Below are 19,489 nucleotides of genomic sequence, written 5' to 3' on the forward strand. Positions count from 1 at the left end.
ATCGTTAATCAATCGGGGTTGTGCAATCTACAATACTACGGGTAAGGGTTGCTTGTCTTTGAGAGGATAACCCTGTTGTTGAATCTCTTGTTGTAAGGCTCTGACTCGTTTTTGCGGTGCAGGATGGCTGGCGAGAAAATCCCAATTGCGACTGGAATCTTGGCTCAAACGGCTGAAAAAGTCGATCGCGCCAGCGACATGACCATAGGTTTGATAGAGTAGGGTGAGACCAAATCGATCGGCTTGGGTTTCCTGGGATTGGGAATAGCGAGAGTTGCTAATGGCGACGAGTACAGTGCTGGCATCACTGAGCCAATCGAGATTACCAAATAGGGTGGAAATGGCTAAACGGACGACTAAGGTGCGTCCTAATCGTCTTAAGTGATCTCGATGGGCAAAATGGCCTAATTCATGGCCGAGAATCATCATCAGTTCGTTTTCGGATTCGACGTTTTCCAGGAGTCCTTGGAAGATCACGACGACATCTCCGGGAATGGCGATCGCATTCACCGTGGGTTGATTCACATACAATACCCGATAGTCCCGATCGCCGTCGTCTAAATGGCTTTCTAAGCGATCGAGCAGTTGGTTCAGGGTTTCTTGCTCTACGGAGTCTTCCGCTTGCTGCTCATATACCGGCACAATGAGAGCGCCTAGCTTTTGCTCCACACTGACGGGAATGCGGGTAATGGCCAAATCGGCGATCGCCAATCCCCCCCAAATGGTGAGGGCGATCGCCAGCACAAACAAACCGGCGAGAATCAGTAACTGACGGTTGCTCGTGGGAGGATTGCGATCGCTCATCGTCAACTCTTCTTAATCATTACTTTTAACAGGACGGAACGGATATAAAAAATTGAGTAAGGGATAAATTCCACGAGTTTGAATCCACAACCGCCCTTGGCCACTAAAGCGACAAACCAGACCCTCTCCGCCTAAAATTCCCGTTTTCAAACTCTTAAAGCTTAATCCACCAATCATCTCTACATTATAGTTTAAAGTCTCTTCAAAAGCAACCACATAACCCGTATCAACCACATAATCCCCTTCTACCGGTATTTCGATAATCGCTCCGTAGGAACTAAACCAAAAATCCCCCGTTCCACTAGCTCGTAATAGAAACAAAGACTCACCACTAAAAAATCCTTTTACACCTTGAAATTTCGTATCAATATCGACCGTATCACTGCAAGCTACAAACCCAGAAGATTGCACCATTAATCCCTTGCTACCATCAAGGGCATAATATTCAATATCCCCTGGCACTCCCGGAGAAACATATAACGATCCGCCTTGTTTTTCGGCAGTAAACTCGTTAATAAACAGGGATTCACCGCCGAACATTCTACCCACACTCTTGAGCATACCGCCCTTCATTTTTGACTGCATGGTAATGCTCGTATCCATAGCAGCCATGGCGGACGCTTCCACTAATACCTTCTGTTGGGGCCGTAAATTTAGCACCAGGGAGGCATAAGCCGGGGAATGATCGATTTGATAAGTAAATTGTGACATGATCATGGGTAATAGGTAATCGGTAATGGGGAATTGGCAATTATTGGCGCTCAGGGAGTTGAGAGCCAACGGTAAATCCAAAGCTACCTGGATTATGGGTTTGGCAGTATACTTTGCCATTGCCTTTGAATCGACAAATAAAGCCTTCACCACCAAAGAATGCACCCAACCAACTGGAATTAGCCTTATCAATTTCAAAATTCAAACTGCGTTCAAAGGCAACAATATGCCCGGTATCGACGATATATTCACCATTAACCTCAATTTCATAAATACCACCAAATGAAGTGAGAATGACAGGGCCAAATCCTGACATTTTCAGCCAAAAAATTGATTCACCAGAAAAGAAAGATTTGAAGCCTTCAAAGCCCAAATCAAGAACCACATCAGAGGCACAAGCTAAATAGGAAGCTGCTTGTACCACTAATTCTTGCCCCGTCATCTCGTAAACCATGACATCTCCCATCAGTTGAGGAGCCAGGAAAATTTCCCCGTTGGGCGTGGGGCAGCGAAACACACTTAAAAAGAGAGATTCCCCCCCTAACATGCGTTTAAGTCCTCCCATAATGCCGCCCCCTTTTCCTTGACGGAGGGTGGTGCTGGAGTTGATAAAGCCACTCATGGCAACCATTGCCCCAGCTTGTGCAACGACTTCTTCGCCACTGTTGAGGGTGACTTTGGCGATCGCACTATCGGGCTGTTTCAGCAGTTCAATATCCATAATCTTTAATTGCGTACCTTGGGACGTAAAAAACCAACTAAACCACTAACACTTCTCGACTGTAGATAAATCACGCCTTTACCTTTCAGACGATTGACAAATCCTTCACCCGACGTAATCGAGCTAATCAGCCCCCCCGATAAACCAATACTCATTTTAATATTGGGACTATAGGCGACTAAATGGCTATTATCAACGATAAATTCTCCAGATACACTCTGTTGGCTGATACCACCATAAGCTCCAAAAAATACTTTTCCTTTACCGCTTGCTTTGAGTTTAAATAATCCTTCTCCAGCGAACCAACTCGCCAAACCTGCCCAGCGTACCCCTAATTTGACGTTGGCAGTGCTGGCAATATAAGCCCCCGGTTGTAAACACAGGGCATTACCGCTTAAGTCAACACATTCAATATCGCCAATTAAGGATTGGGTGAAGACTACCGTTAAGGGTTTTTGGGTGTTATTTTGAAAGCGATTCACAAATAGGGATTCGCCTCCAAAAAACTTCTTCATTAAAGCCGAGAAAAAGCCCCCAGAAAACTCGGTTTTCATGGATAACCCCCCATCCATGCTCGTCATCGCTCCTGCTTCAGCGATGATTTGTTCTCCAGGGTTCAGGGTGACAAAAATAGCCGAAAATGCGGGTTTATAGCGAATTTCATAGGGCACAATGTTTAACCCCCTGTGGGATATCTTGAGTTACCGACAGGGGTAGCATGGTTTTCTGGGTTGCATGGGATTTTTTAGCTTTGTTTTAAGCTTCCGTTGCTCGCCGTAATTATAAAGAGTCCTTAAAAGCGATCGCTCTCTGGGGCAGTCCCTCCAGGATTAAACCCTGGCTGAGTCAGGAAGAAATTTTCCGCACTATCATTTTGATACACACAGTTCACCTTGGGATTCCCGTCAATGCTGCCCGTGTAACCAAAGGTATTCATACGATTCTTGCAATCATTAAACTTATCACGGGGCAGAAGATTGCGCTGTTCTAAAATCACCCAGTTATTGCGCCTCAGTACACATCCCGGTTGCATCGCGGGTTGAGACACATAGACACTAAACGGGTTTAAGGTAACATAGAGCCGAGTATCCATCACCATCGCACTCGCTCCATATTTGACACACAATTCTGGATCGGGAGCGCTGCGATCGATAAAATCACGGGAAGCCACATTTTCTGGCGATAGGGTAGTGGTGGAGCTAAACGCGATCCCAATCCCGATCCCCAAAACAAAGATCCCCCCCATCAGAGCCACCAACGTATAGTTAAAGGGAGAAGATTTCGGGCCAAAATTACCGGTTGATTTGCGTCTTGAGCTGGTTCGAGTCATAGATTTTAGGTTAGCACAGAGGAACGGGAGAAGTGAGATTGATCCCCTCTCCAGTCTAGTATGACGAGTTTGGCAATCGATTGCCTACCGATGCGATCGCCAGAGCCTCCAAGACTCTTTTGCTTCGTGCCACGAAGCACTATAGTAAAACAAAGGCCATACCTGGCTAAACCCATTTGCTTGCTCGTGTTAGGAGAACACATCATGTCAATTCTATTTCAATTATCCCTATTTGCCTTAGTTCTTTTATCCTTCGTTTTAGTGGTGGCTGTTCCCGTCGCCTATGCTCTGCCCCAAAACTGGGAACAATCTAAACCCTTGTTGTATGTTGGCTCTGGCTTCTGGGCGATTCTGGTGATCGTGGTTGGCATCTTGAATTTTTTTGTGGTCTAAGGTTCTGAGTCTGGGGCAATCTTTGGCTACCTTTAAGACCAATGATTGTCCCCCCACCGTAGAGGACAAGCCTTAGAAATGGGGACTTTTAAGGGAAAAAAATTTTCCCTTGTGCCGATTTACCGCGCGAAGCGCTATAACTATGACAGTTTTTGAGGGAACATTTACCCAGACCGAGGGACTGCGGTTTGCCATTATCATTGGTCGGTTTAACGACCTGGTAACGGGAAAACTGCTCGCTGGGTGTCAAGATTGCTTAAAAAGACATGGGGTAGACATCGACCCCAATGGGACTCAAGTCGATTATATCTGGGTTCCGGGGAGTTTTGAGATCCCCCTAATGGCTCGACAAATGGCGATCGCTAATCAATATGATGCCATCATTTGTTTAGGAGCCGTGATCCGAGGCGATACCCCCCACTTTGACTATGTATCGGCTGAAGTCGCCAAAGGCATTGCTGCGGCTGGATTTCAAACCGGAGTCCCGGTCATCTTTGGTATCCTCACTACCGATACCCTACAACAAGCCTTAGAACGGGCCGGAATTAAAAGTAACCTAGGTTGGAATTATGCCATGAATGCCCTAGAAATGGCGACTCTCATGCGTCAAATCCCCTCCTCTCAACCCTCCTAGTAGACCGGATCGTCTTCCCAAGATCATCTCCGCGTCCCCGTGTCCCCCTGTCCCCGTGTCTTTTTCTCAGACTCCCCCTCAACTCATTTTTAGAGTAGGGGACTGGTATAGAAGTACAAAAATAGGGTATTATAGAATGTCTGTGTTATAAGCAGATGGGGTAATTTCCAAGCCAACTTGGAAAACAACCCTGTAGAGGTTTGGAGGCTGCGAAAATGCGTGTCCCCACTGTAAACCCCAGCATAAAGATACGGAGATAACTACTAGGAAATCATTCGCATGGTCAATCAGGAATTAACGGCTACAGACATTGGTTTTACCCACGAAGATTTTGCGGCACTGCTCGATAAGTACGATTATCATTTTAGCCCCGGCGATACCGTAGCAGGTACGGTGTTCAGTCTGGAGCCAAGGGGCGCTCTGATTGACATCGGCGCGAAAACCGCAGCGTACATTCCCATTCAGGAAATGTCCATTAATCGCATCGATACCCCCGATGAAGTCTTACAGTCCAACGAAACCCGTGAGTTCTTCATCCTCACCGATGAAAATGAAGATGGACAACTAACCCTCTCCATTCGCCGCATAGAATATATGAGGGCTTGGGAACGAGTGCGGCAACTGCAAGCAGAAGATGCTACAGTCAGGGCCCAGGTATTCGCTACAAACCGGGGCGGAGCCTTAGTCAGAATTGAAGGGCTACGGGGCTTTATTCCCGGCTCCCACATCAGCACCCGCAAACCCAAAGAAGATTTAATGGGTGAAGAGTTGCCCTTAAAATTCTTGGAAGTGGATGAAGACCGCAATCGTCTGGTTCTCAGCCATAGAAGAGCGCTGGTAGAACGGAAGATGAACCGCCTCGAAGTGGGCGAAGTGGTCTTGGGTATGGTACGCGGTCTCAAGCCTTACGGGGCCTTCATCGATATTGGTGGAGTCAGTGGTCTACTGCACATTTCCGAAATTTCCCACGACCACATCGACACCCCCCACAGCGTGTTCAATGTCAATGACGAGATCAAAGTGATGATTATTGACTTGGATGCTGAACGGGGCCGGATTTCCCTGTCTACCAAGCAACTGGAGCCGGAACCGGGCGACATGGTGAAGAATCCTGATTTGGTTTACGATAAAGCCGAAGAAATGGCAGAGCGCTATCGTCAGAAACTCCGCGCTCAGGCTGAAGGGATTGAACTACCGGAAGAAGGCGCGACTGCAACGGAGGAAGCTCCTGTAGCGGAAGAGACCGCAGCCGAACCGGAGGCCTCGGAGACTGTAGAGGAATCAGAAGCCCCGGCTGAAGCGGTGGAAGAAGCGCCAGCAGAATCCCAGGACACAACCTCAGAAGCCTCAGAAGCCTCAGAAGCCGAATCTTCCGCAGAACCGGAAGAGACGGAAGAGACGGAAGAGACGGAAGAGACTTCATCAGAAGAAACCCCAGAGGAAGAGTTGGCTGCTGCTGAATAAAAGCCAAGGGAGGAGATATGAAACCCTGGTGTGGGTGGGCCAGTCCCACCCAGCTTTTTATTGGTAAAATTATGACAGGGGGAAGTTGCCGGTTTGGTTACTGAGCAAAGTCGAAGTGGGGTGAGTGTGGTCTGTGACGATCGCCAGTTTGAGAACATTAGGGCCATCCTATTCGATAAGGATGGAACCCTGGCCCATTCAGAACCCTATTTACGCCATATGGCCCAACGGCGATCGCGCCTAATAGATGCCCAAATCCCTGGAGTGGGCGAACCCCTATTGATGGCTTTTGGGGTCGATGAGCAAGGCTTTAACCCCGCCGGATTAACCGCCGTAGGGAGTCGCCAAGAAAATAAAATCGCGGCAGCAGCCTATGTGGCCGAAACCGGGCGCAGTTGGCTCGAAGCCTTAGAAATTGTGGCTCAAGCCTTCCAGGAAGCTGACCAGGTCATGCAAAATAAGGCCCAGGAAACCGTGGTATTGCCTGGAGTGGCTCAAGTGTTCGACCGTTTGAGGCAATCTGGCTTAATATTAGGGGTTGTTTCCTCCGATATCCGTGAGAATATAGAAAAATTTCTCGATTTTTATCACCTGAGAGAGTATATTGAAGCGATCCAAGGGGCAGAACCCCACCTAACCAAGCCCAATCCCCAGGTATTTTGGTCAGCCTGCGACCAGTTAGGAGTGTCGCCCCAACAAACTCTAATGGTGGGAGATTCTCCGGGAGATTTCACCATGGCTCGCAGTGCCCAAGCCGCCGGAAGCATTGGTGTAGCCTGGGGATGGAGCCGATCGCCCAACCTTAAACAAGCGGATGTGGCGATCGCCAAATTAGACGAAATACAAGTAATCAGTTAAATTGGAATGTTAGCTAGAGTTAAGGATTTTCCGACTCTACACAATTGAATCAACTTTATGGAAACCAGAAACTGGTTTCTGTAGCCTCTCTTACAACAAGAGATAGAATCACTTGATTCGAGTTCACCCTCATTAAACAAAAGGAGATTTTTCCTTGGTTCGTCGTTATTTATTTACCTCAGAATCCGTAACTGAAGGACATCCCGATAAAATCTGCGATCAAATCTCAGATACTATCATCGATGCTCTTCTAGCCGAAGACCCCAGCAGCCGTGTCGCTGCCGAAGTCGCCGTCAACACCGGATTAGTCCTGATCACCGGTGAAATCACCTCCCAAGCCCACGTCAATTACATCGATTTGGCGCGGAAAAAAATTGCTGAAATTGGCTATGTGCATAGTGAAGGCGGCTTCACCAGCAATAGTTGCTCCGTCCTCGTTGCCCTCGATACCCAATCCCCCGACATCGCCCAAGGGGTTGATGCTGCCGCCGAACAGCGCGAAATGTCCTCTGAAGAGCGCTTTGACTCCACAGGTGCTGGAGACCAAGGCTTAATGTTTGGGTTTGCTTGCAACGAAACCCCCGAATTAATGCCCCTGCCCATTAGTTTGGCCCACCGCATCTCTCGTCGGTTAGCCGCAGTCCGCAAAACCGGGCAACTCTCCTATCTGCGTCCCGATGGTAAAACCCAGGTAACCGTTGCCTATGAAGATGGGAAACCCGTTGCCATTGATACGGTCTTGATTTCCACCCAACATGCCTCCAGCATTGGCGAGCTGACTGACAACGCGGAAATTCAGAAAAAAATCAAAGCCGATCTCTGGGATGCCGTGGTGCTTCCCTCATTTACTGATTTAGAGATAAAACCCGACAGTGCAACCAAATATTTTGTTAATCCTACCGGTAAATTTGTCGTTGGTGGCCCCCAAGGGGATGCCGGTCTAACTGGACGTAAAATAATTGTTGATACTTATGGTGGCTATTCTCGTCATGGTGGTGGCGCATTCTCCGGTAAAGACCCCACTAAGGTAGACCGTTCTGCTGCCTACGCTTGCCGATATGCAGCCAAAAATATTGTGGCGGCAGGACTGGCAGAAAAATGCGAAGTGCAATTGGGGTATGCCATTGGGGTTGCTCGTCCCGTGAGCATCATGATTGAAACCTTTGGTACAGGTAAAGTGGATGATGACCAGTTGCTAGAAGCAGCTCAGAAAGTCTTTGAATTTCGTCCGGCTGGAATTATTGAAACTTTTGGCTTGCGGACACTACCGAAAGAACGGGGAGGCCGCTTCTATCAGGAAGTCGCTGCCTATGGTCATTTCGGACGCAATGACTTAGATCTCCCTTGGGAAAAAACTGATAAAGTGGAATTACTCAAGGAAGCTTTAGGCACAGCAACTACCGCAAGTTAACTAATTCGCCGTAAGTCCCCCACTGAATTCGGTACTCCGAATCAGTGGCGGGATATAAGGCGGGCTGCGACGATGCTCTGCTCTAATTGCCATTACCAAATATCGGAATTACCGCTAGATGTGAGGACTTGGACAAGTCCAAGTTGCAAGGCTCATCAGAAAAACTAAATTGGCATCAGCTTGACTGCAACTGCAACTAATGATAGGGTTGCCTTTTTGCTTTTGCCTATTGCCTATTTCGCCAAATCCAAAAACTGCTAATCTATCATAGAAGCTAAATGTGCAACTAGATGGGGCAATCATGAGGCAGCTTTGGCAATGGTTCAGGAATTTAGTGGGGCAAATCTTTAATCCAGGAGGGAAGGTTTTACAGGGGAGTTCTCCAGAATCCGATCCGCATCAGACGTTATCAGAGGAAACCCTTCTACCCCTGAGTGAAACAGATTATGAGTTTTTATTTCGCCAGCTCATGGAGGGAGTTGCCCAGGGATGGCAAGTCGAGAGGGTGACGCTCTTTTTTGAAAAATTAGGCGATCGCAGCACCTCGGATGAGTGGCTAGGGTGGTTAAGAGCCTATCGAACTCGATTATTGGGAGGGCGATCGCCCCAAACTCAGCACGCCAATCAGATGATGAGAGTCGGGGAAATGGTGCGATCGCTCCCCAAATGGCAACCGGTGGGAGAAGCTATCTATGAGATTGGATTACAACTGCGCTTGCGCTCCCAAGGCAGTTCTCTGTGGGAATATATGAGTCCGAGTGTAACGGCGAATTCTGCCTCAACGGTTCCTAGTCCTGCGCCATCTGCAACTCCACCACAAACGCCTCCCCCTCAACCCCCTGCCTCCGATCCTTTGCCCAGTTCTCCCTCTTCTGAGACTCCTCCGGAAAAGCTCGATCCAGTGGATACGGTGAATGTGGAAGCGAGTGATTCTCAGATGAGTCCTCTGTTTTCTCCAGAACCTTTACCGGATGTTTGGGATGCTCCCCCGGAAACCCCAGAACCGGAACCAGAAACCCCAGTAGAAACCCCAGAACCGGAACCAGAAACCCCAGCAGAAACCCCAGAACCGGAACCAGAAACCCCAGCAGAAACCCCAGAACCGGAACCCGCGATCGCCAACTCACCGGAATTGGCTACTTCCGTAGAAGAGTATATTCGACAACAACCAGTGATCAACTTAGCCTACAGTGCCCATGGACAACAATGGACAGAAGCGGTTAGCCTGAATCAATTAGTGCAAAAACTAACTGAAATGCCCCATTTGATCGCCCAATTTTCCCAGCAAGTGGGCATCAGTAGTCAAAATCCTGAAGAAATTGTCGAAGCCATTTATCAGCAACTGTATCAGATTTATCAACAACATCAAGCCAATGGTACAGTAGATGAAGCGACGCTGCTATTTAATCAAGGGATGCAACAAGCTAAAGCCGGAAACTATGCAGATGCGATCGCCACTTGGGATCGCGCTCTCAGTCAGCAACCGGGACTCTACAAAGCCTGGTTAAATCGGGGGAATGCCTTAGTGATGTTACGGCAACCTCAAGCGGCGATCGAGTCCTATGATAAAGCCTTAGAGCTACAATCGGGACTCTATGAAGCCTGGGGAAATAAAGGCGTGGCGCTGCTCAACTTAGGCAAATATAAAGAGGCGATCGCCGCTTTTGATGAAGCCCTTAAACTCAAATCCGATTATCCGGAAGCTTGGGATAATCGAGGGTTAGCCTTGCGGGAACTGGGCCACATTCAAGAGGCGATCGACTCCTTCGATCGAGCATTAACCCTGAAGCCAGACGATCCATCTGTCTTAAAACACCAAGTAGAAACCTTGAAATTGAGAGAGTCTTGATATAGCGCTTCGCCCTAGGTGAAATTTGATGTAAATTTTTTTAAAGTGTTATCCCTAACCCTTGCAGAAATCCCGCATTATCCGTTAAACAAAAAGAGACAAAACTTACTGAACATGCAGGTCAGTTGATGGATTGGCTCTCAGACACCGTAACCCTCTCGCGCATTCAATTTGCTTTAACCGCCATTTTTCATATGCTCTGGCCTGTCCTCACCACAGGTATGGGCATCTTCCTGGTTATTCTGGAAGGGCTATGGCTGAAAACTGGCAATCCAGACTATTATCGTCATTGCCGCTTTTGGGCTAAGATCTACGTTCTTAATTTCGGCATTGGTGTGGCTTCTGGACTGCCCATGGCCTTCCAGTTTGGCATGAACTGGGCCCCCTTTTCGGAAGCGGTGGGCGACTTTTTTGGTACAGTCCTCGGTTTTGAGGGAACCATGGCCTTTATGCTTGAAGCCAGTTTCCTGGGTATCATGCTGTTTGGTTGGGACAGGGTTCCCCCAGTGATTCACTATATCGCTACAATTTTGGTGGCCTTTGGAGCCAACTTATCCACCTTCTGGATTTTATCGGCCAATTCTTGGCTACAAACTCCCGCAGGTGGCGAGTTTATCGATGGCAAGTTTGTGGTGCATGACTTTTTTGCGGCTATTGCTAACCCGTTTATGGTCAATAGTTTCCTACATATGTTTTTCGCCACGTTGGAAACGTCTTTGTTTGTGATTGGAGGAATTAGCGCTTGGTATTTAATTAATGGGCGTAATGTGTCCTTTTTTAGCAAATCTCTGAAAATTATTTTAGCGGTGGCGATCGCCGTTGCTCCCCTACAAATCTTCATCGGTCACCTGAGTGCCGAACAAGTCTACCACCATCAACCCACCAAACTCGCAGCCATGGAATCCCAATGGGAAACCATTCCCGCAGGAGAAACAGCAGGATGGAGTATGGTAGCGCTTCCCAATGGAGAAACTCAAGCGAATGATTGGGAAGTCAAGTTTCCCTACGCTCTCAGTTATTTGTTGGAACTCAAACCGAAACTGACAGAACCGGTGTATGGACTCAAAGAATGGCCCTATGAAGACCGTCCCCATATGGTGGGATTAGTTTATTACTCATTCCGTATTATGATTGCGATCGGCTTATTCTTAGCCGCTTTAGCCGCAGTCACTGTCCTGCAATGGCTTCGAGGACAACTTTCAGAAGCCAAAATTACCGCCCAAAAATGGCTCTTGCGAGCCTGGATTTTTGCCGCTCCCTTGGGCTATCTAGCCGTAGAAACCGGTTGGATCGTGCGCTGTGTCGGACGACAACCCTGGACAGTTTATGGCCAAATTCGCACCGTAGACGCTGCCTCTAACCTCCCTCCCGGAGAAATCTTGACTTCTTTGGTGGGAATTACCAGCATTTACATCTTTTTCCTCGGATCTGCGCTTTATTTTGGCAGCCGCATTATTCGCAGAGGGCCGAATTTAGAGATTCCTTTACCCAGCAATCGTCAGATTAAGGATAATTCTGGCTCACCCGTTACCAGTTAGCACTTCTCATTACCGATTACCCATTACCGATTACCCATTACCCACCATGGAATCTCTAGAATATTTTCTGCCTCAACTGTGGTTTTTCATTCTGGGACTGTTTCTGTTCCTCTATGTGCTGTTAGATGGCTTCGATCTGGGGGTGGGTATTCTTTCGATTACCTCATCTTCCGAAGAAAAGCGATCGCTCCTGATGACGAGTTTAGGCAATGTCTGGGATGCCAACGAAACCTGGTTAGTTCTCATGGGTGGCTCCCTCTTTGGAGCCTTCCCCCTAGCTTATGGAACCGTCCTCAACGCCCTCTATCTCCCCGCTACGATCATGGTGGTGGGCTTGCTGTTCCGGGCCGTTTCCTTTGAATTTCGGGAAAATTCAGACAGCAAATGGTTCTGGAATTACGCCTTTGGTATCGGTAGTTTCCTCGCTGCCCTCGGCCAAGGATTTGCCCTAGGGACAGTGTTTGAAGGCATTAGTGTTGACGCGGCGGGACATTTTACAGGTGGCCCTTTTGACTGGTTGACCTGGCGATCGGTTTTAGTGGCCTTAACCCTGATTCAAGCCTATGTTTTGATTGGCTCCACCTATCTGATCATGAAAACCACAGGAGAGCTACAACAAACCCATTTCCGAACCGCCAAAATCGCAACCCTGACCACATTTTTAGGGGCGCTCTTTATTACCATTAGCACCCCCATTTTCTATGATTCTGTACGCTCTCGGCTCTTTGATCCTCCTCAAATTTATTTATTCTCCCTCATTCCGCTCTGTTGTTTTTTACTGGTCTTCTTGCTTTACCGTAGCCTCAAAGAAGGAAAAGAATTTACTCCCTTTCTATGGACGGTTTTGCTCTTCTTTTCCTCTTTTTTAGGCTTAGGATTTTTGATTTTTCCCTATATCATTCCCCCCAGTATCACCATTTATCAAGCCGCATCAGATACTAGCTCATTAGTGTTTATGATTATCTTTGTGGGCTTCCTGATTCCGATTCTCTTAGCCTACACCCTTTACAATTACGTGGTCTTTCGAGGGAAAATTACCACAGAATCCTATGGGGAATGAAGGGAAAAGACCAGTGTTCAAAGACAAAGAAGATTCCTCGGTTTACCCCAAACACGAATGATATCCAATCCGCTTGTTAACCCATTAACTCGATTGGATATCATTATAAGGGTGGAGAGGATGACTATTTTATTCCCATTCAATGGTTCCGGGGGGTTTGGAGGTAATGTCATAAACGACCCGATTTACCCCTTTGACTTCATTGACAATGCGATTGGAAATGGCTTCTAACAAATCATAGGAAACCCTAGACCAATCGGCCGTCATGCCATCCTCACTGCTAATAAAGCGTAAGACTACGGGATGAGCATAGGTGCGTTGGTCTCCCATGACTCCGACACTGCGAATGGGTAAAAGAACGGCGAAGGCTTGCCAAAAATCATGATAAATTCCTCGGTTGCGAATTTCATCCCGGACAATGAAATCCGCATCTCGGAGAATGTTGAGTTTCTCGGCCGTGACTTCCCCTAAAATGCGAATGGCTAAACCGGGGCCGGGGAAGGGATGCCGTTGAACAATTTCTTCGGGTAAACCGATGGAGCGTCCGAGTTTGCGGACTTCATCTTTGAAGAGTTTTCTCAGGGGTTCAATGAGTTTAAATTGGAGATCTTTGGGCAATCCTCCCACGTTGTGATGGCTTTTGATTTTGACGGCGACTCGTTCGCCGGTTTTCGGGTCTACATTGGTATCGGCCGATTCAATGACATCGGGGTAGAGGGTTCCCTGAGCGAGATAATCAAAGGGGCCGAGCCGTTTGGATTCTTCTTCAAAGACGTGGATAAATTCATGGCCGATGCGTTTGCGCTTGACTTCGGGATCGGTTACCCCTTCAATGGCTTTGAGGAAGCGATCGCGAGCTTCGATATATTCCACATTAATATGAAATTGTCCTTCAAAAAGTTTGAGCAAGGATTCTGGTTCCCCTTTTCGCATAAATCCTTGGTCAATAAACATGCAGGTGAGTTGATCCCCGATCGCCTTATGCAGTAAAAAGGCTAGGGTAGACGAATCGACTCCCCCCGATAAAGCGAGTAATACCCGTTGGTCGCCCACTTTAGCGCGAATTTCCCGAATCGACTCTTCTACAAACGCTTCCGTTGTCCAAGTGGGTTCGGCATTGCAGATATGATAAACAAAGTTGCGAATCAGGGCGATACCGCCAACTGAGTGAACCACTTCCGGGTGAAATTGCACGCCATAGAGTTTTCTTTCGTGATTGGCGATCGCCCCGCAGCGTGTATTATTCGTATGGGCAAGAATTTCAAATCCTTCTGGCAGTTCCAAACAGGAATCGGCATGACTCATCCACATGGTATTGCCATTATCCACATTGGTGAATAAATCCGTGGGATCGTCAATAAACAGGGCCGCTTTTCCATATTCACCCCGTTCGGCTTTTTCCACCTTACCGCCCAATTGTTGCACCATCAGTTGCATCCCATAGCAAACACCCAGAATGGGAATACCCATGTGGAAAATTTGCGGATCGCACAGGGGCGCTCTGGGATCGTAAACGGAATTGGGGCCACCGGACAGAATAATCCCTTTAGGATTAATCTTTTCAATTTGCTCTATAGGGGTTCGATAGGATAGAACTTCTGAGTAAACCTGGGTTTCCCGAATTCGACGGGCGATCAATTCAGAATATTGGGAGCCGAAATCGAGGATCACGATCATTTGCCGATCGAGGCTACGAATGGGAGTTGTTGGAAGAGAGGTTTGGGTTGGCACAGTCATAAGAATTGGTCGATGCGGTCAATAGGAGGAATCAAAGGCTTTTAGCTGTTCGTAGTGCGAACTAAAGGCAAGCGCCTGCTTGTCGTAGGGGGTAAACTAAGAATTGATCCTTTCAGGGTATCACAAGATCGCCTATCTAATAGTTAGATTTTCGCACGAGTGGAGAATAATCTGCCGATCGCGATCGAAGAGAACCGAACGCACCTGCACGGGTTGCTGAGTTTGCTTGAGGATATAGGCTTGAGATCGGCGATCGATTTGCGTCACGATTTCCCCATAAACTCGCTCGACCCAGTTTTCTCCGGACTCGTGTTCCCACTGACGCAGTTTTTCTAAACCCTCTTGTACGGTTTTAGAGCTGAACAGCTCAGTTAACTTCTCCCCTGGAAGGCCCGCCTTCATAGCATAGGCCGTTAAAATTTCTAGACGGCCATCGGCTAAATCGTGGTGAGTATGGAAAATACCCCCCGCTAACTTAATCAGTTTGCCATGATAGCCCCATAACACAATCTCCTTAATCTGTTGCGCTCCTGCTTCCGCTAACATGGGGCCAAGCCAATTGGCGGTTTTGACGATTTGTTGGGGATCGATACCTTTTTGTTTGGCCAAGGCTAAACCATTTTCACCTAAGCAGAAGAACAGGCGGTCATATTGACGCGCTTTTTCCTGTAAAATTCGGCGAAATTGGCTTAACTGTTCGGGGGAACTCAAGGGTTGAGAAATTCCCGTAGTTCCCAACAAAGATAACCCTTCGACGACTCCAAAGGCTTCTAAGGAGGTGCGTTTAGCTAAATTGCGCCCTTCCGGAAGCACTAAGGTAACGCGAATGTATTGATCTGGGGATAATTGCGGTTGTAGATTGTGATGGAGTAACTTCTGAGCGTAGCGATAAATGGCGGCTTTTCCTTCATTGTCCACTTGTTTGCCAATGCCTTCCCCCCCGACAATTTCGATCGGATCTTCAGAGTCTTTCCTTGACACCGTTTCCACTAACGCCCAAACGGGAGTATAGCGCGTCAAATCCAGATTATCACCCGGATCGCTATGACTGATCCCCAAGGCCATGCCAGGGCGAATTCTGGAGACTTCGGCGATCGCCAAATTGACCGTTTGCGCCGGATCGATTAAATCTAGGGATACGCTCTCGATCTCTACCTCCCCATTCAAACACTTAAGGGCCGCCACTGCTGAAGCCGCCGCAAAAACGGGTAAGGTATATCCGGGACGAGGTGAGGAGTCAGAAGCCAAACTTAAATGTCTACCTTTAGGGTATAATCGTCGATCGCTATGCTAGAAACCTAAACCCTAGAACACATATAGGGTAAGGATAACGGAGAGAGAGGGATTCGAACCCTCGTTAGCGTTACCACTAAACAGCATTTCCAGTGCTGCTACAAACTCTTCCATATCCTTTGCATATCAATACTTTTGAGAATCCTAACACTAAACACCCTTAATTTTCAACCATTCTTTCAACCATTTAAGCTAGACTTGGTGCTGTAAGTGTTGGGGTTAAATAAGCGTATGTACTCAAAACATACTGACTTCCGGTGGTTCTCCTACCACAGCTATGTAACGTCTGGGATTACCCAGTTCCGGGTAAGACTTATCGCCCGGTTAGGACGTAAAACCATTAACCTTGGTGGAGATGAGTTAGTCGCATTCAACACTGCCCACAAATTGCACGAGATGGTTGAATGTTTGCTATTAGATGAAGAGCCGATAGATCTGTCCGCTTTAAGAGATTACGCCAAAGAGCAGGTAAGGAAAGGGAGAGCAGAAAAAAACGGCAAACTGAAAGTAATAGAAAAAGGTCAACTAATTGACCTATGGGACAGATACGAAACATTCCACAGAAAGTCCCATCAATGGGAAGAGTCTTACATTTATACCCACATTCAAACTGTCCGTAATCTACTCTTAAACGCACCTAGCCAACGATTAGAAGATAAGACCGAACTCTTTAATTACGTTTTTGATTCTGACAAGCGATCTATATCTACAGCCAAATCAAGATTTAAGCTTATAGTTGCTGCTGTTGACTGGAACTCAAAAGTAGGTAACATCCCCAGAAAATGGGGGATAGAGTATAGGGATTTATTAACGGGAGTTAAAACCCCCAATAAAATCAAACTTGGCAAGTTTGAAGAATTATCCCTAGAAGATGAAATTGATATATTTACTCAAGCTGAAGTGACCTCAATTCTTGATTGCTTCTTAAATGAGACTTGCACGGGAAGAGTCCCCAGTAACTCACACAGACAATACTACCCGTTTATCAAGTTTCTTTGGCTTACTGGATGTAGACCTAATGAAGCTATTGCCCTTAAGTGGGAGCATTTAAATCTAAAGTCTCGTAAGCTTAAATTTCAAGAAGCCAGACTGGTTGCATCCGGCAAACAAATTCACAAGCAAGGACTAAAAACCCAACGTTACAGGTTGTTCAAAATCAATAAAGATTTAGAAGAGTTTCTAATGGGATTAAACCCTAGGTCATCTGGGTATGTTCTCACTAGACATGATGGTAAACCCATTACCCTACAGGCTTTTAGGAGAGTCTGGAAGCGGGTACTCAATCACCTAGGGTTGCGCTACCGTGTCCCCTACCAGCTTAGACACTCCATGATCTCTTATCACGCCAATAATGGCTTTCCGTTGCATCAGTTAGCGGAACTGGTGGGAAATTCTGAGGAAGTCATTAAAGAGCATTACTATCACATTGATTTAGAGCGAATTAATCTCCCAAATATCAATCAAGAGGAGTAGGAGCGGACACGCTGTGAGTTCACAGCGTAAGTTCATGCCTTCATGTAAGTCTTAAGCCTATTAGTAGTATTTCATGTATTATGTAATGGCTAAAACCCTTACAGGGTAAGGATTATAGAGTTAGAAGGTTAGGGTATATGTGAGTCCACAGCTATTCCCCGTCAAGCTTCACAGATCGCCGCTAACACAAAAAAAGACCCCTATAGTGGGGTCTTACAGCAGTTTTCGCTGCTATGCGGTACATTTCTATCCCCCCAACCCCCCTTCTCAAAAAGGGGGATTTAGGGGGATCTTTTCCGACTGTACCTCATTACCGCGCGAAGCGCTGTATTGTTTGGCTTCTTCTCTCACGGTGTGAGCTTACACCGTGAGAGAAGGGGGATGGGCTATTCAGTTACAGCCGTAGGGATATCTTGCTGCTGGATTCTCCTGACTTCCTTCCTGACTAATTCAGCTATCCATGTTGCACGCTCTAGCCCTTCAACGTTGGGACAATAATTCCCCAGAAACTCATAGTCATCTCTAGGGATTCTTATAGACACTTGTTTGCGCTCTACTTTATTCATTCTATGTTTCCTGAATCTTATTAGACTCTCCCTAGGATTGTAGCAGACTCTCTAGAGAGCCTAATAGCATCGACTTTAATCAATGAAAAGCATTTAAGATTTCTATTGCCGCACTCTTTTAAGAATCTTTGAAGGATGTATACTGAGTATATGGGGTTTACCCCCTGTGTACCCTTGATAACAATAAATATGCTCTTTAGATGCACCAGAAATGCCCCTTATATGTGGGGCAATAACCCTTGTCGGGACACCCCCAAGGGGAGGCAAGGTCACTATATTGAGGCGACCTCAAAAGAGGAAGCTTTGATGATTATGACTGAACGCTTCCCTTTGGAAGTAGCCCAAGGTTTCACCGTTCAGGGTGTAGACGTTAATGGCAACCCTAACCCTGACTCTTGGCAGCTTAGGCTAAGAACCCCTGGTGAGGATGGAGCCAAGTACAAGACTAAGGGCAAACACGGTAAGGAATACGGGGATTATGATGCCTTCTTGCCAAAAGGGAAAATAGGGCGCTACATCCTCCACATCAAGGGCTTAGATGATGTCCTTGCCAGGGCAGACAAGGAGAGAAGGTATAAGTGTTTGGGACTCCATTTAGGGCAATTCCTCATCCAATCGCCCCAATTCCCCATTGTCATCACTGAGGGGGCGAAAAAAGCCTGTTGTGGGCTTGAGAGCGGGTACATAACTGTCTCTATCCCCGGCTGCACTATGTGGCACAAACCCCAATCTAAAGAGTTAGTTAACGTCCTGAAAGACTTGTGTACACAAGGAAGACGGGTTTACATTGCCCTAGATGCTGACTTCAGGAACAAGCCGGACGTTAAGCGCGAGATTAGCTGGTTGGGGAAGGCATTGTGCGATCGCGGTTGTGATGTCAGAATCTGCGTATGGGATCTCAATGCAGGTAAAGGAATAAATGATTTTATCGTCAATGGTGGCGATTTTGATGAGGTCATTAACAAGGCTATGGTTATAGCCCAATGGGAGAAGCAATTCAACGCCTCCCAGCAATCGTCAGAAAACAACCGTACACAAGTCGCAGAGCGCAACCGCTCATCTAAAGATAGACCCCCTAGCCCTGTGGAATTTGCCCAAGGGATAGCCGAGACAGAGCGTCAACGGTGGCGATTCCACAACGAGCAGAAAACCTGGAGGGAGTGGAACGGGAAATACTGGGAAGCTATCCCCCAAGAAAAAGTTGGAGATTACATCTACCACAAAGCGAAGTCTCAGATAAAAAGTAATGCTTGGGTTAAAGACTGCCAGGCGCTACTAGAGCGAGAGCTTAGACAATGGCAATGGATGCCCCAATCCCAGACCGTCAAAGCTTTCTCTAATGGGGTTGTGGACATGGAAACCTTAGAATTGACCCCCCATGACCCCAGTCACTACAACACCAGCATCATTCATAGGGACTGGTGGATGCCCAAGGGAGAACCCATCAAAGACCCCTTGGAGGCACTCAAACAATATTGCCCCCATATCTGGGAAGCATGGCATCAAGCTTAAGGGGTGACAAGGCAGCTCAAAGGTCGCTATAGCGACCTTTTTCGGTGGTATTTTGCCGAAAACATCAACTGAAAGGCCGCGATCGCTAAAAGAGGTAAAGTGGTCTGGTAGAGACCACCAAAAATGCAAATGTTC

At 47.2% G+C, this 19,489-nt stretch carries 17 protein-coding genes, 1 tRNA gene and 1 pseudogene; 10 read left to right on the plus strand and 9 right to left on the minus strand.

Going from position 1 to position 19,489, the window contains the following annotated elements; genetic code table 11:
* Positions 1–27: 27 nt before the first annotated feature.
* The 5 genes from PJF56_RS00260 to PJF56_RS00280 all read right to left on the minus strand — a co-directional run bounded on the left by PJF56_RS00260 (position 28) and on the right by PJF56_RS00280 (position 3,566).
* Positions 28–804: a M48 family metallopeptidase gene (locus PJF56_RS00260; RefSeq protein WP_283760619.1), complete on the minus strand. Its 777-nt coding sequence runs from the start codon at positions 802–804 to the stop codon at positions 28–30.
* A gap of 12 nt (positions 805–816) precedes the next feature.
* Positions 817–1,515 (minus strand): TIGR00266 family protein, encoded by a 699-nt coding sequence (locus tag PJF56_RS00265; RefSeq protein WP_283760620.1) that lies wholly within the window; start codon positions 1,513–1,515, stop codon positions 817–819.
* Between the two features lie 40 nt (positions 1,516–1,555).
* Positions 1,556–2,236, minus strand: coding sequence for a TIGR00266 family protein (locus tag PJF56_RS00270; protein WP_283760621.1), 681 nt, complete (start codon positions 2,234–2,236; stop codon positions 1,556–1,558).
* A 5-nt stretch (positions 2,237–2,241) separates the two neighbouring features.
* Complete coding sequence (locus tag PJF56_RS00275; protein WP_283760622.1) at positions 2,242–2,907, minus strand: TIGR00266 family protein; 666 nt, start codon at positions 2,905–2,907, stop codon at positions 2,242–2,244.
* A 122-nt stretch (positions 2,908–3,029) separates the two neighbouring features.
* The gene (locus PJF56_RS00280) at positions 3,030–3,566 is read right to left on the minus strand and encodes a DUF3172 domain-containing protein (protein ID WP_283760623.1); all 537 of its coding nucleotides are present in this window, start codon (positions 3,564–3,566) and stop codon (positions 3,030–3,032) included.
* A gap of 204 nt (positions 3,567–3,770) precedes the next feature.
* Between PJF56_RS00280 and psbZ the strand changes: the two genes are divergently transcribed.
* The 8 genes and pseudogenes from psbZ to cydB all read left to right on the plus strand — a co-directional run bounded on the left by psbZ (position 3,771) and on the right by cydB (position 12,773).
* Positions 3,771–3,959 carry a photosystem II reaction center protein PsbZ gene (gene psbZ / locus PJF56_RS00285; protein WP_283760624.1) on the plus strand — a complete coding sequence of 63 codons (189 nt, stop codon included), beginning with the start codon at positions 3,771–3,773 and terminating at the stop codon, positions 3,957–3,959.
* Positions 3,960–4,101: 142 nt separating this feature from the next.
* Positions 4,102–4,581: pseudogene (gene ribH, locus PJF56_RS00290) on the plus strand (6,7-dimethyl-8-ribityllumazine synthase); the annotation flags it as partial.
* Positions 4,582–4,872: 291 nt separating this feature from the next.
* Complete coding sequence (locus PJF56_RS00295; protein WP_283760626.1) at positions 4,873–6,057, plus strand: 30S ribosomal protein S1; 1,185 nt, start codon at positions 4,873–4,875, stop codon at positions 6,055–6,057.
* A gap of 93 nt (positions 6,058–6,150) precedes the next feature.
* A complete protein-coding gene (locus tag PJF56_RS00300; protein WP_283760627.1) occupies positions 6,151–6,915 on the plus strand; it encodes an HAD family hydrolase in 765 nt (254 codons plus the stop codon).
* A gap of 154 nt (positions 6,916–7,069) precedes the next feature.
* On the plus strand, positions 7,070–8,326 hold the full coding sequence (gene metK / locus PJF56_RS00305; RefSeq protein WP_283760628.1) for a methionine adenosyltransferase: 1,257 nt from the start codon (positions 7,070–7,072) through the stop codon (positions 8,324–8,326).
* A gap of 301 nt (positions 8,327–8,627) precedes the next feature.
* Complete coding sequence (locus tag PJF56_RS00310) at positions 8,628–10,175, plus strand: tetratricopeptide repeat protein (protein WP_283760629.1); 1,548 nt, start codon at positions 8,628–8,630, stop codon at positions 10,173–10,175.
* Between the two features lie 128 nt (positions 10,176–10,303).
* Positions 10,304–11,713, plus strand: coding sequence for a cytochrome ubiquinol oxidase subunit I (locus PJF56_RS00315; protein WP_283760630.1), 1,410 nt, complete (start codon positions 10,304–10,306; stop codon positions 11,711–11,713).
* A 46-nt stretch (positions 11,714–11,759) separates the two neighbouring features.
* Positions 11,760–12,773, plus strand: a complete 1,014-nt coding sequence (cydB, locus tag PJF56_RS00320) for a cytochrome d ubiquinol oxidase subunit II (protein WP_283760631.1) — start codon at positions 11,760–11,762, stop codon at positions 12,771–12,773.
* A gap of 129 nt (positions 12,774–12,902) precedes the next feature.
* On the opposite strand, the gene guaA is transcribed toward cydB, so the two are convergent.
* The 3 genes from guaA to PJF56_RS00335 all read right to left on the minus strand — a co-directional run bounded on the left by guaA (position 12,903) and on the right by PJF56_RS00335 (position 15,921).
* Entirely contained in the window at positions 12,903–14,510 is a 1,608-nt protein-coding gene (guaA, locus tag PJF56_RS00325) for a glutamine-hydrolyzing GMP synthase (protein ID WP_283760632.1), read from the minus strand.
* Positions 14,511–14,642: 132 nt separating this feature from the next.
* A complete protein-coding gene (gene cbiD / locus PJF56_RS00330; RefSeq protein ID WP_283760633.1) occupies positions 14,643–15,758 on the minus strand; it encodes a cobalt-precorrin-5B (C(1))-methyltransferase CbiD in 1,116 nt (371 codons plus the stop codon).
* Positions 15,759–15,841: 83 nt separating this feature from the next.
* Positions 15,842–15,921, minus strand: a tRNA-OTHER gene (locus PJF56_RS00335).
* Positions 15,922–16,034: 113 nt separating this feature from the next.
* Here PJF56_RS00335 and PJF56_RS00340 point away from each other — a divergent pair.
* Positions 16,035–17,276, plus strand: coding sequence for a tyrosine-type recombinase/integrase (locus PJF56_RS00340; RefSeq protein WP_283760634.1), 1,242 nt, complete (start codon positions 16,035–16,037; stop codon positions 17,274–17,276).
* A 386-nt stretch (positions 17,277–17,662) separates the two neighbouring features.
* Here PJF56_RS00340 and PJF56_RS00345 read toward each other — a convergent pair whose 3' ends face one another.
* Positions 17,663–17,842, minus strand: a complete 180-nt coding sequence (locus PJF56_RS00345; protein WP_283760635.1) for a hypothetical protein — start codon at positions 17,840–17,842, stop codon at positions 17,663–17,665.
* Between the two features lie 306 nt (positions 17,843–18,148).
* On the opposite strand from PJF56_RS00345, the gene PJF56_RS00350 reads away from it, so the two are divergent.
* Positions 18,149–19,354 (plus strand): DUF3854 domain-containing protein, encoded by a 1,206-nt coding sequence (locus tag PJF56_RS00350; RefSeq protein ID WP_283760636.1) that lies wholly within the window; start codon positions 18,149–18,151, stop codon positions 19,352–19,354.
* Positions 19,355–19,489: the final 135 nt, after the last annotated feature.

It is taken from the genome of Roseofilum halophilum BLCC-M91, assembly GCF_030068445.1.
Lineage (GTDB): Bacteria > Cyanobacteriota > Cyanobacteriia > Cyanobacteriales > Desertifilaceae > Roseofilum > Roseofilum halophilum.

What these genes read in the sequence shown, in the direction of transcription:
- PJF56_RS00350 (WP_283760636.1), top strand. Translation starts at nt 18,149, where the DNA reads ATGATTATGACTGAACGCTTCCCTTTGGAAGTAGCCCAAGGTTTCACC.
- psbZ (WP_283760624.1), top strand. Translation starts at nt 3,771, where the DNA reads ATGTCAATTCTATTTCAATTATCCCTATTTGCCTTAGTTCTTTTATCC.
- PJF56_RS00280 (WP_283760623.1), bottom strand. Translation starts at nt 3,566, where the DNA reads ATGACTCGAACCAGCTCAAGACGCAAATCAACCGGTAATTTTGGCCCG.
- PJF56_RS00345 (WP_283760635.1), bottom strand. Translation starts at nt 17,842, where the DNA reads ATGAATAAAGTAGAGCGCAAACAAGTGTCTATAAGAATCCCTAGAGAT.
- PJF56_RS00315 (WP_283760630.1), top strand. Translation starts at nt 10,304, where the DNA reads ATGGATTGGCTCTCAGACACCGTAACCCTCTCGCGCATTCAATTTGCT.
- PJF56_RS00260 (WP_283760619.1), bottom strand. Translation starts at nt 804, where the DNA reads ATGAGCGATCGCAATCCTCCCACGAGCAACCGTCAGTTACTGATTCTC.
- PJF56_RS00310 (WP_283760629.1), top strand. Translation starts at nt 8,628, where the DNA reads ATGAGGCAGCTTTGGCAATGGTTCAGGAATTTAGTGGGGCAAATCTTT.
- PJF56_RS00340 (WP_283760634.1), top strand. Translation starts at nt 16,035, where the DNA reads ATGTACTCAAAACATACTGACTTCCGGTGGTTCTCCTACCACAGCTAT.
- guaA (WP_283760632.1), bottom strand. Translation starts at nt 14,510, where the DNA reads ATGACTGTGCCAACCCAAACCTCTCTTCCAACAACTCCCATTCGTAGC.
- PJF56_RS00295 (WP_283760626.1), top strand. Translation starts at nt 4,873, where the DNA reads ATGGTCAATCAGGAATTAACGGCTACAGACATTGGTTTTACCCACGAA.
- PJF56_RS00270 (WP_283760621.1), bottom strand. Translation starts at nt 2,236, where the DNA reads ATGGATATTGAACTGCTGAAACAGCCCGATAGTGCGATCGCCAAAGTC.
- cydB (WP_283760631.1), top strand. Translation starts at nt 11,760, where the DNA reads ATGGAATCTCTAGAATATTTTCTGCCTCAACTGTGGTTTTTCATTCTG.
- PJF56_RS00265 (WP_283760620.1), bottom strand. Translation starts at nt 1,515, where the DNA reads ATGTCACAATTTACTTATCAAATCGATCATTCCCCGGCTTATGCCTCC.